We start from the raw sequence: 13,554 nt of genomic DNA, 5'->3' as shown, positions 1-13,554 counted from the left end.
CCGGGCCGGGGGCCCCGGGGGCGGACCCGGCCGGAGCCGGCCCGGCTGCCGCTGGTCGTCCGGTGGAGCCTGGTGCGGTCACTCCTGGCCGCCGCCCTGGCGGGGAACCGTGATGATCAGCGCGTCGCCCTGTCCGCCGCCGCCGCACAGCGCCGCCGCCCCGGTGCCGCCGCCCCGGCGGCGCAGTTCCATGGCGAGGGTGAGGACCAGCCGGGCACCGGACATCCCGATCGGGTGCCCGAGCGCGATCGCGCCGCCGTTGACGTTCACGATCTCGGGGCTGACCCCGAGGTCGCGGGTGGCCTGGATGCCGACCTGCGCGAACGCCTCGTTGATCTCGATCAGATCCAGGTCGGCGACGCCGAGTCCGGCCTTGCCCAGCGCGTGGCTGATCGCGTTGGAGGGCTGCGAGTGCAGCGAGTTGTCCGGGCCGGCGACGTTGCCGTGCGCCCCGATCTCGGCGAGCCAGCTCAGCCCGAGTTCCTCGGCCTTGGCCCGGCTCATCACCACGACCGCGCAGGCGCCGTCGGAGATCGGCGACGAGCTGCCGGCGGTGATGGTGCCGTCCGGGGTGAAGGCGGGACGCAGCCGGCCCAGCGACTCGGCCGTGGTGTCCGGGCGTACGCCCTCGTCCTCGCTGATCACCAGCGGGTCGCCCTTGCGCTGCGGCACGGTCACCGGGGTGATCTCCTCGGCGAAGGCGCCGTTCTTCTGCGCGGCGGCGGCCTTCTGGTGGCTGGCGGCGGCGAAGGCGTCCTGCTCGGCCCGGGTGATCCCGTGCCGGCCGTTGTGCCGTTCGGTGGACTCGCCCATCGCGCAGCAGTCCCAGGCGTCGGTGAGGCCGTCCAGCGCCATGTGGTCCTTCACCACCACGTCGCCGTACTTGTAGCCGGCCCGCTGGCCGAGCAGCAGGTGCGGGGCGTTGGTCATCGACTCCATGCCGCCGGCGACCACGATGTCGAACTCGCCGGCCCGGATGAGCTGGTCGGCCAGCGCGATCGCGTCGAGGCCGGAGAGGCAGACCTTGTTGATGGTCAACGCCGGTACGGACATCGGGATGCCCGCCTCGACCGCGGCCTGCCGGGCCGGGATCTGGCCGGCGCCGGCCTGCAGCACCTGACCCATGATCACGTACTGCACCTGGTCGGCGGGGACGCCGGCCCGCTCCAGGGCGGCCCGGATGGCAACGCCGCCGAGCTTCGTCGCCGGGAAGTCCTTCAGGTTGCCGAGCAGTCGCCCCATCGGGGTACGGGCGCCACCGACGATCACGGAAGCCGGCCGGGCCGGTGTCAGGGGAGCTGAAACCATGGGTACTGTCGCCTCCGAGGGGACCTGACGGTACGGCTTAACGATAGTTAGGTCAGACTAGCGTCATGGGTGATGACGTCCCGGCCGAGCCCGCTGCCGACTATGTCACAGGGATCGGACTGCTCCGCATCGATCACGTCGGGGTGGCCGTCGCCGACCTCGACGCCGCGATCGAGTTCCACCAGCGGGTCTTCGGCATGCGCTGCGTGCACACCGAGACCAACACCGAGCAGGGCGTACGGGAGGCGATGCTGAGCGTCGGCCCGGACCCGACCGGTGGCTGCGTACAGCTGCTGGCGCCGCTGACCCCGGACTCGCCGATCGCGAAGTTCCTGGACCGTAACGGGCCCGGTGTGCAGCAGGTGGCGTACACCGTGGCGGACGTCGACGCGGCCTGCGCGGCGCTGCGGGAGCGCGGCGTACGGGTGCTCTACGAGACCCCACGACGCGGCACCGCCGGCTCCCGGATCAACTTCGTGCATCCCCGGGACGCCGGCGGCGTACTTGTGGAACTGGTCGAGCCGGCCACGTCCTGACGGCGGCGCACACCCGTGCCCTGCCGGCGGCGCACGCCCGTGCCCTGCCGGCGGCGCACACCAGTGCCCTGCCGGCGCGGCCGGTCGGCGTGGCGGTCAGCCCGGCACGGCGTCGTGCGCCTCGATCAGCCCGGCCGGCAGCGGGGCCAGGTCGGTGGCCCGGCGGAAGTCGCCGAGGGTGGTGCCGGTGCACTCCGAGTCGACGTTGTGGGCGCCCGCCCCGGACTCGACGTCGGTCAGGTTGACCGCCCGGAAGTCGATCGAGAACCGGGTCCGGCCGGAGGTGTTCGGCACGGTGGTGTGCAGCTGCGCACCCGAGAAGATCAGTACGCCGCCGGGCGGGGTGATCACCCGCAGGTCCGGCTCGCGTTCCAGGTCCTGTTCCAGCCGGGGCTGTTCCCGGGTCTCGGCGTGCACCTGCTGGGCGGCCGCGGTCCGACCGTGCGTGACCCACTCGGCGTAGTTGTAGTTCCGGGAGCTGTTCCGCACCCCGGTGCCGAAGTACCTCGGGTGGAAGGCCATCACGTTCGACTCGACCACGTCGTACACCGGCATCCAGAAGTTGAGCTGCGACATCGGCGCGGAGAACCAGGTGTCCCGGTGCGACTCGAACTGCAGGGTCAGCCCCGCGTTGAGGTACTCGCTGGTCATCGTGCGCAGCCGGGGCACGTCGAAGTACGTCTGCTCCGGGTCGGCGCCGAGGTCGGAGAGCACCCCCCGGACGAGTTCGGCACTGCGTGGGTGGTTGATGAAGGTCGGCTTGAGGTCGGCCAGCACCCGTACGTAGTCCGGGCCGGCCAGGTGGTGCTGGGCGTCGGGCGGGAAGTGGGGGGTGAACGCCGTCTCGACCATCTCCCGGGCGAAGGCGACCAGCGCCATCGAGTGTGGCGTCGGCGAGTAGACGAACAGGTCCCCGGCGAAGAGCCGGGCCCGACGCTCCGCGTCGGACATCGGCGAGTCGAAGTGCAGCACCGTCACTGCGGCCTCCTGCGGTAGCTCACGGTAGGTCTGCGCGTCGGTCACGCTAAGCCGCCCCGGGCCGGGGCGGGGAGGGCCGTCAGGTCACCAACCGTGTCGAGAATCCGACTGCCCGTGGACCGGATCTCCGGCCGAACCGCGTATCCGGGGCCGGTTGGCGCGCTTAGAGTCGGACGATGCCACCCCCGCCTCCGGCCGTCCCCGGCTCGACCGCCGACCCCACCGGTCCCGGGCCGTCCGCCGGTCGCCGGCCGTTCCGGTTCACCGCCTCGATGCCCGGACTCGACCGGCCGGTCGCACGGTGGCGGGACGAGATCCGCCGGATCGAGGACCTCGGCTTCGACTCGGTCTCGGTCTCGGACCACTTCACCGGTGGCTGGGCGATGGACCCGCTGGTGGCGATGACGGTCGCCGCCGAGGCCACCACCCGGCTGCGGGTGCTGGGGCTGGTCTTCTGCAACGACTTCCGGCATCCGGTGCTGCTGCACAAATCCCTGGCCAACCTCGACGTCTTCTCCGGCGGTCGGGTCGAGATCGGGCTCGGCGCCGGCTGGCTGCGTACCGACCACGACGCCGCCGGTCTGCCGTTCGACCCGCCGGGCGTACGGGTGGCCCGGCTGGCCGAGGCGATCGAGGTGCTGGCCGGCCTCTTCGGCGACAAGCCGGTGAGCTTCACCGGCCGGCACTACCAGATCGGTGAGCTGGACGGGCTGCCGAAGCCGGTGCAGCGGCCGCACCCGCCGCTGCTGGTCGGCGGCGGTAGCCGGCGCATCCTCGAACTGGCCGGCCGGTACGCCGACATCGTCGGGATCAACCCACGACTCGCCCCGGACGTCGACCCACTCGCCGCGGTGGCCGAGATGGCTCCGGACCGCTTCGCCCGGAAGGTGGCCTGGGCCCGCTCCGCCGCCTCGGCCGCCGGCCGCGATCCGGAGCGGCTGGAGTTCCAGCTGCGGATGTTCGACGTACGGGTGACGCACCGGGGAGTGACACACCGGTCCACCTCCAGTCACGCCCGGCTGGCCGACGCCACCACCCTGGCCGCCTCACCGGCGGTGCTGCACGGCGACGTCGACGAGTGCGTGGACCGGCTGGTCGCGCTCCGCGAGCGGTACGGAATCAACTACCTGCATCTCGGCGGCAACCTGGACGCCGCCGCCCCGATCGTGGCCCGGCTCGCCGGCCGCTGAGCCACTGCCCCGGCGGTCCCGGCCACCGACACAGCCAACGAAGATCATGAAAAAGGTACGGCTGCCCGGCGGGTCGAGTTGACCATGTGAACTGGGCGCGATACAACGTCCCGGCTCTTGCGAAGGCCCCCGGTGTGTCTGCAAGTATGTCCCAATGCCCCAGCAGCAATCCTCCCCTCTCGCGTTCTTCGACAACGCGAACTCGCAGCCAGACTTCACAGTCGCCCTGCGCGGTTACGACCGTGAGCAGGTCAACAGTCACCTCGGCCGGCTGACCGCGGCGCTGCACCAGGCGCAGCAGGACCGGGCCGACGCCGAACAGCGGATGAACGACGCGCAGCGTCGGCTCCGCCAGGCCGAGCAGCGGCTCGCCGCACTCGAGCAGAAGCTGACCGACACGAACAAGCAGCTCGAGGAGAACAACCGGCCGACCCTCTCCGGCCTGGGCACCCGCGTCGAGCAGATCCTGCGGCTCGCCGAGGAGCAGGCGAACGACCACCGTGGCGAGGCCAAGCGCGAGTCGGAGGGCATCCTCTCGGCCGCCCGGCTGGAGGCCCGGGAGATCACCGACAAGGCGCGCGCCGAGGCCGCCGCGATGAAGGCGTCCGCGGAGCGCGAGGCGGGCAGCGTCCGTACCGCCGCCGAGCGGGAGGCCGCCGAGGTCCGGGTGCAGGCCCGCCGGGAGGCCGACACGCTGCGCGCCGACGCCGAGCGGGAGACCAAGCAGCTGCGTACGGTGACCGCGCACGAGGTCGCCGAACTGCGGTCCACGGTCGAGCGTGAGGTGGCGACGCTGCGGGCGACCGCCGAGCGGGAGATCACCCAGCAGCGCGCGAAGGCGGCCCGGGAGGCCGAGGAGAAGCGCGCCGAGGCGACCAAGCTGCTCGCCGACGCCCGGGACAAGCGGGACAAGGACCTGCAGGCCCTGGAGCTGCAGCTGGCGGAGCGCCGGGAGAAGGCGGAGCGCGAGGAGTCCGAGCGGCACGCCGCCCAGGTCGCCCAGACCCAGAAGCTGGTCGCCGAGGCCGAGCAGCGGGCCCGGGCCGCCCAGGACCGGGCGAAGGAGATCGAGCAGCGCGCCGAGGCCCGCCGGGTCGAGTCGGAGCGCACCGCCAACGACACCGTCGACAAGGCCAAGGCGCTGGCCGACAAGACCGTGAACGAGGCTCGGGCCGAGGCCCACCGCCTGCTCACCGAGGCGCGTACCGAGGCGGAACTGACCACGCAGGCGGCCCGCCGCGAGGTCGAGGACCTCACCCGGCAGAAGGACGCGGTCACCGCGCAGCTCGGCCAGATGCTCTCCGGCCTGGCCGGCATCGTGCCCGGCGTCGGTTCGGCGGCTCCCGCCGCCACCCCCGCGAAGGCCGAGCCGGAGGCGAAGGCCGCCGACAAGAGCGACTCCGACGAGCGGCAGACCGCCGACGTCGCCAGCTGAGCCGACCGATCGCACGGTCGGACTGCGGGGCAGCAGCACGGCCGGGGCCGTACCGGATCTTCCGGTACGGCCCCGAGCGCTGTCCGTCCACCGGATCGTCCCCTAGCATGCCGTGACGCCCGGCCCGATCAACGCCGCCGGGTATGGCCGCAGAACCGGGCGACCCGTGTGAGGATGGGAGCATGTCGTACGGCGAGGACTTGTTCGCCCTGGACGGGGACGTGGCTACGGAGCCGAGCTTCGAGTCGGCCCTGCGGGGCTACGATAAACGGCAGGTGGACCGGTACGTCGCCGAGGCCGAGAAGGACATTGCCCGGTTGGCGGCGCAGCGTGAGCAGGCGTACGCGCAGATCCACAACCTGGCCGGTCAGGTCGAGGTGCTGCAACGCGACCTGATGGCGTTGCGCCGGCAGGTCGGTGTGGTGGACCGTGCCTCGTTCCGGCACCTGGGGCCGGTGGTGGAGCACATCCTGACCCTTGCCGAGGAGCAGGCCGAGGTCATCCACCATCAGGCGACGCAGGACATCGAGGCGCGGCGGGCCGAGGCCGAGCAGGTGCTCGAGGACGCCCGCCAACAGGCCGCCGAGGCGCTGCGCGACTTCGAACTCGCGCTGGCCGCCCGGCGGGCCGAGGAGGAGAAGGTCAACAACGCCCGGCGGGCCGAGGCGGAGGCGGCCGTGGCCGCCGCTGCCGAGGAGGCCACCCGGTTGCGGGAGGCCGCGCAGGCGGCGTTCGTCAAGGCCCAGGAGGAGAGTTCCGAGCTGCGTAACCGGGCCGCCGAGGAGGCGAACCGGCTGCGGGAGGCGAGCCACGCCGCGCACACCAAGGCGCTGCAGGAGGCGAAGCAGCTGCGGGACACCGCCGAGCAGGAGGCGACCCGGCTGACCGAGCAGACCGCCCGGGAGACGTCTGAGCTGACCGACCGGACCAACCGGGAGGCCGAACAGGTCGTCGAACGGGCCCGGCAGGAGTCGGCCCGGCTGCGGCACGCGGCGCAGCACGAGGCGAACCGGCTGCGCGACGCCGCCCAGCAGGAGGCCACCCGGCTGCGGGAGGCCGGCCAGGCCGCCCACGCGATGGCCCAGCAGGAGACCCAGCGGCTGCTCGACGCGGCGCGGCAGGAGGCGGACCGGACCATCGAGCTGGCCCGGGCGGAGGCGTCCCAGCTGCGCGAGGCCGGCCAGGGGGCGTACGCGAAGGCGAAGCACGAGGCGACCCAGCTCCGTGAGTCCGGTCAGGCGGCACACAGCACGGCGACGGCGGAGGCGAAGCGGATCACCGAGGAGACCGAGGAGTTCGTCCGCCGTTCCCGGGCCGAGGTCGAGGAGTACGCCCAGCGGGTCCGGGCGGAGACGCAGTCGGAGCTGGCCGCCTGGCGGTCCGGGGTGGAGCAGGAGATCAACCGGCGGACCGCCGCGGCCGACCAGGAGATCACCGCCCAGCGGGAGGCGGCCGAGCAGGAGATCACCGCCGGCCGGGCCGCACTCGACGACGAACTGGCCGCGTACCGGGCCGGCGCGGACCGCGAGTTCAACCAGCTCAAGGCCGAGCTGGAGCAGTCGATCGAGCAGCAGCGGACCGAGCTGGAGCAGACGCTCGAAGAGCGGCGGACGGAGCTGGAGCAGACGTACCAGACCCGGATGGCCGAGCTGGACCAGGCGTACGAGGAGCGGCGTGCCGAGATCGAGGGCGGCGCCGACGAGCTGCGCCGGGAGGCCGAGGAGTACGCGACCCGGATCCGCGCCGAGGCGGAGGAGCAGGCCGCCGGGAAGCGTCGGGAGGCCGAGGAGCGGCTGACCGAGTTGCAGCGGCAGGCGGAGGAGCAGGCCGCCGCGTCCCGGCTGCAGTTCGAGGAGTACCTGGCCACCGCGCAGCAGCACCTGGCCACCACCCAGCAGCACCTGGCCAGCACCCAGCAGGAGGCAGCGGCCGGGCGCCAGCAGCTGGCCGAGGTGATGCAGGAGTTGGCCGGGGCGCAGCAGGCGCTCGCCGACATCCGGCAGGAGACGGTCGCCTCCCGGCAGGAGTCGGACCGGATCCAGCGGCAGCTGGCGGCGGCCCGGGAACAGCTCGGCAACGAGCAGGACCGGTTGACCGGTACGGAGCAGTCGGCCCAGCGGGCCGAGGAGCAGCTGGAACGGGCCGAGCAGCAGTTGGCGCAGGCCGAGCCGGTGATGCAGCAGCTTGTCGAGGCGGCTGTCGAGCAGGTCTCCGCCGATCTGCGGGCCGACGGTGACCGGCCGGCCCGGGTGACCGACCCGGTGACGAACGGGGCGGACCAGCCGCACGAGGGTGAACCGACGGTGGCGGCCGTGCCGGGCACCGCTGGGCGTGAGCCGGTGCCGACCATGATCACGAGCACCGGGGACTCCGGCAAGCGGAGCGGCAAGCCCACCGTCGACGACCAGGGCAGCAAGACCAAAGAGGAGTCGGGCAGCAAGACCACGAAGGTCACCGCCGACTCGGAGTGACGTCGGCGAGAGAGTGGTGCGGCACCGGGGCGAGAGTGGCACCGGCGAGCGGGGCTGGGGACCGCCCGCTAACCTGACGGGCCTGGCGTGACGTCGGGAGGTGCGGGTGGGAAGCGAGCAGCCAGCGGTGCAGGACGAGGGGTCTGCCGGCCGGACCGACGAGGTACGGCCGGCGGACACCACGTCGGCGGTCGACACGGCGGACAGCACGCCGGCGGGCGATACCGCGCGGGACGAGGAGTCCGCCGGCCCGGCCGCCGAGCAGTCCGCCGGCCCGACTGCCGAGGGTCGGCCCGGGCACGGTGACCGGTTCGGGCGACTCGGTCGGCCGCTGCACCTGAACCCGTTCCTGATCGGCCTCACCGGCGGGCTGGGGCTGCTGCTGGCGTACCTGATCTACCAGGCACTGCGCAACGCCGGCTCGATGCTGGTCCTCATCTTCATCGCGCTCTTCCTGGCGATCGGGTTGACCCCGGCGGTGGCCCGGCTGCGCCGTTGGGGACTGCCGCACGGGCTGGCGGTGACGGTGGTGACGCTTGGCCTGTTGCTGCTCCTCGCCGGCGGCGTCTATGCGCTCATTCCGCCGCTGGTCAGTCAGTCCGGCCAGTTCATCGAGGAACTGCCGGACTACGTCGAACAGTTGCGGCGCAGCGAGACCGTCAACGACCTCGTCGTCCAGTACGACCTGGTGGAGCGGGTGAATTCGGCGGTCAGCCAGGAGAACGTGACCCGGGCCCTGGGCGGGGTCTTCGGCGGCGCCCGGTTCGTCTTCGGCGCGGTCTTCAACGTGCTGACCGTACTGGTCCTGACCATCTATTTCATGGCCACCTTCGACCGGCTCCGCAAACTCGGCTACGGCCTGGTGCCGGCCACCCGGCGGGAGCGGGTCCAGCTGATCGGGGACGCCATCCTCGCCAAGGTCGGCGCGTACATGGTGGGGGCGCTGGCGATCGCGCTGCTGGCCGGGGTGAGCACCTTCGTCTTCGCGGTGAGCGTCGGACTGGCGTACCCGTTCGCGCTCGCCGTGGTGGTGGCGATCTGTGACCTCATTCCGCAGATCGGCGCGACCATCGGCGCGGTGCTGATCAGTCTGGTGGGCTTCGCCGCCGACGTGCCGACCGGTATCGCCTGTGTGGTCTTCTTCCTGATCTACCAGCAGCTGGAGAACTACCTGATCTATCCACGGGTGATGCGTCGCTCGGTCGAGGTCAACGACGCGGCGGCGATCGTCGCGGCGCTGCTCGGGGTGGCGTTGTTCGGGGTGGTCGGCGCCCTGGTCGCCATCCCGGCGGTCGCGGCGGTGCAGTTGGTGCTGCGCGAGGTGGTGCTGCCCCGGCAGCAGCTCCGCTGACCGTACGGGGCGACCGTGCCGGAATGGCGGTGCCCCGCTACCCACATCTGTCCACAATCCGTCTGAATCGAGAATTGTAACCGCTTCAACACGGGTTGTAATATTCATGTCGGGGTCAACAGATCGCACCACCCCTGGCCACACCCCTTCCGACCTGGGAGAAGTGCCGTGGGGGTCGTGACGATCATGCCGGCCGGAGCGAGTCGGCATCCAGAGGCACAAATCAACGGTGGGTGACCTCGTCGGGGGCGAGCCGTTTCCCATGCCGGTGTGTAACGCGCCCGTGGGGGGTAGCCGTGACCGACACCAACGCCGCCAAGTCCACCGAGCCGCCGGGCTCCGTACCCGTGGCGGGCCGGCCACGCCGTCGGAAGCTGCTCGTCGGTGCCTTCACTCTCACCATCGCGGTCCTCGCCGCCAGCGGGTACCTGGTGCTGACCCTGACCGGTCAACCGGTCCGGACCGCGCCACTGGTGCTCGACGAGGCCGGCACGGTCTTCTGGGGACAGACCGTCAACCGCCCGATCGAGGTCGCCGCGAACAGCATCACCATCCGCCGGGTGACGGTACGCGCCGGCGGTACGGCCGCGATCGTGGTCCGCCCCGGGGTGTTCGGCACCCTGGTCGAGGAGAGCACGATCCAGTGCGTCTCGTCCGGGACCGACGGGATCGGGCCGGGCGGCTACTCGGCGCTCCGGGTCCGGGTCAAGGGTTGCCGCGAGGCGTTCCGGCAGACCGAGGGCAATCCAGCCACTATCGTCGATTCGACCCAGGACGGCCGGCCATACCCGGGCGGGACGCCGGCGAGCCCGATCGGTCCGATCCCCGACCCCGCCGCGGCGGCGCAGATGGCGAACGAACCGGTGTACGCCCCGGCGCAGACCCCGCCGACCCCGATCACGTACTGGCCGAGCGCGGCGAACACCGGTGTGCCGGCCGGCACCGCGCTGCGCAACTCGGGCTCGCTCAGCCTCCGTACCGCCGGGCAGGTGGTGACCGGGCTCAACATCGTCGGCTGCATCACGGTCGCCGCGGCCAACGTGCAGATCCTGCGCTCGAAGATCACCTGCAGCAGCACCACGTACTCGATCCGGACCCTGGCCGGGACGACCAACCTGCTCATCCAGGACGTCGAGATCAACGGGATGGGAAAGAACTCGGCCTCGATCTGCTGCACCAACTACACGCTGAACCGGGCCAACGTCTACAACATGATCGACGGCCCCCGGCTGAGCACCAACACCCGGGTGACCAACTCCTACCTCCACAGCCTGGCCCGGGTGCCGAACTCACACAACGACATCCTGCAGAGCACCGGCGGCAACAACGTCCTGGTCCGGCACAACACGCTGCTGTCGTACAACCCGGTGACGAACGACCCGTTCAACTCCTGTCTCACCATCGGCTCGGAGACCGCACCGACGCTGACCAACCTGATCTACGAGGACAACTACTGCAACGGCGGCAACTACTCGATCGGGATCAGCCCCCGGCTGATCGGCTCCAACATCTTTTTCCGGAACAACAAGTACGGCCGCAACTACCGGTACGGCGTCGTCTCGGGTTGGAACCGGGCCGGGGTGACCTGGGACCGGCCCACCAACGTCTACTTCGACAACGGGCGGCCGGTGGTCTGAGCCGCCGCCGACCCGGCCCGGGGTTCCGGCGGCTGGTACGGGGCCAGCGTGGCCGGCTCACGCAGCCGCTTGCGACCGATCCGGCGCAACGTACCCACCGTCGACCGGAGCTTCTCGGCCAGCGACAGGTGCCGCCACCAGATCCCGGCCATCGGCAGGTGCCGGAACCGGGGTGCGGGCAGCCCGGCGAGGCGCAGCGTGGCGACCCGCCCCCAGACCGCTCCCCGGGCGCCGAGCAGGTTCGGCTGCGAGGCCGGCAGGATCGTCGGCGCCACCGGGGTCAGCACCAGCACGCCGGCGGCGATCGCCGCCTCGACCAGCCGTACCCCCCGCTCGGTGCGGGCCAGCACCAGCGACTGTCCGGGGTCGTCCCCGGTCGGCCGGTACCACGGGTCGCCGACCGCGACGTCGGCGAACTCGCCGGTGTGGTCGGGACAGAGGTAGCAGCGCCACTGCCGGTGCTTCTGCAGGATGTCGCCCCACGACTCGGCGTAGCTGAGTTCCCGACGGCGCTCCGGTGGATCGTCGGTCAGCCGGGCCCGGGCCTCGCCCGGCCAGCCGTTGCCCCGGTAGTGCACCGACTCCAGTTTCGCCGGGTCGTCGACCCCGAGCCGGTCGAGCATCTCCAGGGTGCCCCGGGTGGTCGGGGTGCCGGCGCAGAAGATCGCGACGGTCAGCCCGAGTCGCCGGTCGAGCTCCGGCCGCAGCCGCCGGGCCATCCGCACCGCCGCCACGTCACACGGCTTGCCGACGAAGACACACGGCCCGTCGGCCTGCTCCACCAGGTCGAGCCGGTCGCACGGGCTGGCCGGGGCGTACCGGGAGCCGGCGTTGGCCAGCAGTTCGGCCGGGCTGCGGGACAGCCGGGTCTCGTTCAGGTACGGCACGTCGGCGCGGGCCCCGATGTGCAGCACCCCGGCCATCCCCTCCCCGGTCAGGCAGTACCCGGCGAGTGCGGTCGCCACCCCGCCGCTGCTGCCGGCGTACCGGATCGCCGGATCGGCGGCGTAGCCCTCCCAGACCGCCCGGACCGGTCCCCAGGCCGGCCGCAGCTCGGCGATCTCCCCCGGCGCCGGTCGACTGCTCTCGTGCCGCAGCCCGGCCCCCGGACAGCAGCCGAGCGCCGTCGCGGCACCGGACGAGCCGGCGGCGGAGGGACCAGCGGCGGAGGCCGCGGTGCCGGTGCGGACCGGGGTGATCGGCAGCGGACGCCGGCCGTGGTCGAGCACGTCGACCATCCGTACCTCGTCCGGGGCGAGATAGGCGCAGACCCCGCAACCGGTGCAGAGCCTGCCCGCCGCCACGTCGTGCACGGTGCGGGGCCGCCGCATCACCGGGCCCCGACCACGGTACGACGCTGGTGTTCACGCCGGGCCAGCGCGACGATCTCGTCCATCTGGGCGGCCGCCCGGGCGACCGCGGCCGGGGTCCGGACCGCCAGTTCGGTGGCGGCCTGCTCCCGTTCCGTCCAGGACCGCCAGAGCGCGTCCAGCAGTGCCTCGTCGCCGAGCCGGCGGGCGTCGGCGACGTGCCGCTGCTGCCCGACGCTGGCGAAGACCCCCCGCGCCTTGTCGCTGTACGCCACGATCGCCGCCGGCACCGCCGAGGAGAGCGCGGCGATGGTGGCGTGCATCCGCATCCCGCAGAACCAGCTGGTCCGGGCGATCACCCACTTCGTCTGGTGCGGGTCGAGCCCGGCCGGGGAGAGCGCCACGCGGTCGCCGTACCGGGCGGCGAGGGTGGCGTAGAGCCGCTCACTGGCCACCCGGTCGTCGTCGGTGCCGTCCGGGGTGAGCACGTGCGGCACGATGATCAGCCGGTGGCCGGACCGGTCGAGCAGGCGTACGCAGAGCTGCTCGGCGACCCGGTGACTGTCGCCGGCCAGACCGAACTGGCTGCGCCCCTCCGGACGGCTGATCAGGCCGCTGACGTTGATCCCGGCGACCGGGCCGGAAGCGGCCTCGAACCAGCCGTCCAGGAACTCGGCCGCCGGCTCGTCCGGGCGCCGGGGTTCCAGGCCGAAGGCTACGTCCACCCCCTGCCGGTGCCGGGCCGGGTCGAGGTCCGGGCCGAGCAGGTCGGCCAGGGCGGCGAAACTGTCCGGGTCGCGGGCCCAGGCCATGGTCGCGCCCCGGGTCAGCGCTGCCGCCTCGGCCCGCAGCCGGGCACCCCGGAACGGCCCGTACGTCTGCGGCAGCAGCACCAGCGGCCGGCGGCGGAGCAGGGACAGCCGCTTCGGCCAGGCCACGGTCCGGAACCGGTGCTCGCCGTAGATGTCGCTGAAGCTGTCCCCGCCGCTGACGTCGAGCACCACGTCGGCGGCGTCGATCCGGGCCAGCCCGGCGTTGCCGAGCCCGCCGAGCGCGGCGCTGATCCGCATGTTCAGGTAGGACTCCGGCCGGTGGTAGCGGCGGGAGTGCCGGGCGCCGGCCAGTCCGATCGGTACCGGCCGGCCGGCGACGAAGGTGTGTCCCCGGCGCTGTCCCCAGCCGTCGTCGAAGACGGTGACCTCGGCCTCCGGCTCGCGGGCCAGCAGCCCGGCCAGGGTCGCGGCGCGCAGCGCGCCGACCCCGAGGTTGAGGTTCGCCCCGGGTACGCCGAACAGGCAGGCCGCCAGCGGCCGTCGCACACCATCCACATCGGTCGTC

Annotated in this window: 10 protein-coding genes; 6 read left to right on the top strand and 4 right to left on the bottom strand. The window is 72.5% G+C overall.

What is annotated here, in order from left to right; genetic code table 11:
• Nucleotides 1-78 precede the first annotated feature (78 nt).
• Nucleotides 79-1,308, bottom strand: coding sequence for an acetyl-CoA C-acetyltransferase (locus tag ABGB21_RS06645; protein WP_347676783.1), 1,230 nt, complete (start codon nucleotides 1,306-1,308; stop codon nucleotides 79-81).
• 65 nt (nucleotides 1,309-1,373) lie between these two features.
• Here ABGB21_RS06645 and mce point away from each other — a divergent pair, with 65 nt between their 5' ends.
• The gene (mce, locus tag ABGB21_RS06640; protein ID WP_347651004.1) at nucleotides 1,374-1,844 is read left to right on the top strand and encodes a methylmalonyl-CoA epimerase; all 471 of its coding nucleotides are present in this window, start codon (nucleotides 1,374-1,376) and stop codon (nucleotides 1,842-1,844) included.
• A gap of 96 nt (nucleotides 1,845-1,940) precedes the next feature.
• Here mce and ABGB21_RS06635 read toward each other — a convergent pair whose 3' ends face one another.
• The gene (locus tag ABGB21_RS06635; protein ID WP_347651005.1) at nucleotides 1,941-2,867 is read right to left on the bottom strand and encodes a hypothetical protein; all 927 of its coding nucleotides are present in this window, start codon (nucleotides 2,865-2,867) and stop codon (nucleotides 1,941-1,943) included.
• 131 nt (nucleotides 2,868-2,998) lie between these two features.
• Between ABGB21_RS06635 and ABGB21_RS06630 the strand changes: the two genes are divergently transcribed.
• From ABGB21_RS06630 to ABGB21_RS06610, 5 genes are all read left to right on the top strand, one after another.
• Complete coding sequence (locus ABGB21_RS06630; protein ID WP_347651006.1) at nucleotides 2,999-4,012, top strand: TIGR03621 family F420-dependent LLM class oxidoreductase; 1,014 nt, start codon at nucleotides 2,999-3,001, stop codon at nucleotides 4,010-4,012.
• A 154-nt stretch (nucleotides 4,013-4,166) separates the two neighbouring features.
• Nucleotides 4,167-5,447 carry a cell division protein DivIVA gene (locus tag ABGB21_RS06625; RefSeq protein WP_347651007.1) on the top strand — a complete coding sequence of 427 codons (1,281 nt, stop codon included), beginning with the start codon at nucleotides 4,167-4,169 and terminating at the stop codon, nucleotides 5,445-5,447.
• 182 nt (nucleotides 5,448-5,629) lie between these two features.
• Nucleotides 5,630-7,918 carry a hypothetical protein gene (locus ABGB21_RS06620; protein ID WP_347676781.1) on the top strand — a complete coding sequence of 763 codons (2,289 nt, stop codon included), beginning with the start codon at nucleotides 5,630-5,632 and terminating at the stop codon, nucleotides 7,916-7,918.
• Nucleotides 7,919-8,024: 106 nt separating this feature from the next.
• Nucleotides 8,025-9,269 (top strand): AI-2E family transporter, encoded by a 1,245-nt coding sequence (locus ABGB21_RS06615; protein WP_347676779.1) that lies wholly within the window; start codon nucleotides 8,025-8,027, stop codon nucleotides 9,267-9,269.
• Between the two features lie 296 nt (nucleotides 9,270-9,565).
• Complete coding sequence (locus tag ABGB21_RS06610; protein WP_347676777.1) at nucleotides 9,566-10,906, top strand: hypothetical protein; 1,341 nt, start codon at nucleotides 9,566-9,568, stop codon at nucleotides 10,904-10,906.
• On the opposite strand, the gene ABGB21_RS06605 is transcribed toward ABGB21_RS06610, so the two are convergent.
• Together ABGB21_RS06605 and ABGB21_RS06600 are read right to left on the bottom strand one after the other, a co-directional pair.
• A complete protein-coding gene (locus ABGB21_RS06605; protein ID WP_347676775.1) occupies nucleotides 10,876-12,210 on the bottom strand; it encodes a Coenzyme F420 hydrogenase/dehydrogenase, beta subunit C-terminal domain in 1,335 nt (444 codons plus the stop codon). The genes ABGB21_RS06610 and ABGB21_RS06605 overlap by 31 nt on opposite strands.
• 26 nt (nucleotides 12,211-12,236) lie before the next feature.
• Nucleotides 12,237-13,535, bottom strand: a complete 1,299-nt coding sequence (locus ABGB21_RS06600) for a polysaccharide pyruvyl transferase family protein (protein ID WP_347676773.1) — start codon at nucleotides 13,533-13,535, stop codon at nucleotides 12,237-12,239.
• Nucleotides 13,536-13,554: the final 19 nt, after the last annotated feature.

It is taken from the genome of Plantactinospora sp. B24E8 (genome assembly GCF_039871735.1).
Taxonomy (GTDB): domain Bacteria; phylum Actinomycetota; class Actinomycetes; order Mycobacteriales; family Micromonosporaceae; genus Plantactinospora.
This window is presented reverse-complemented; position numbering and strand designations above follow the sequence as displayed.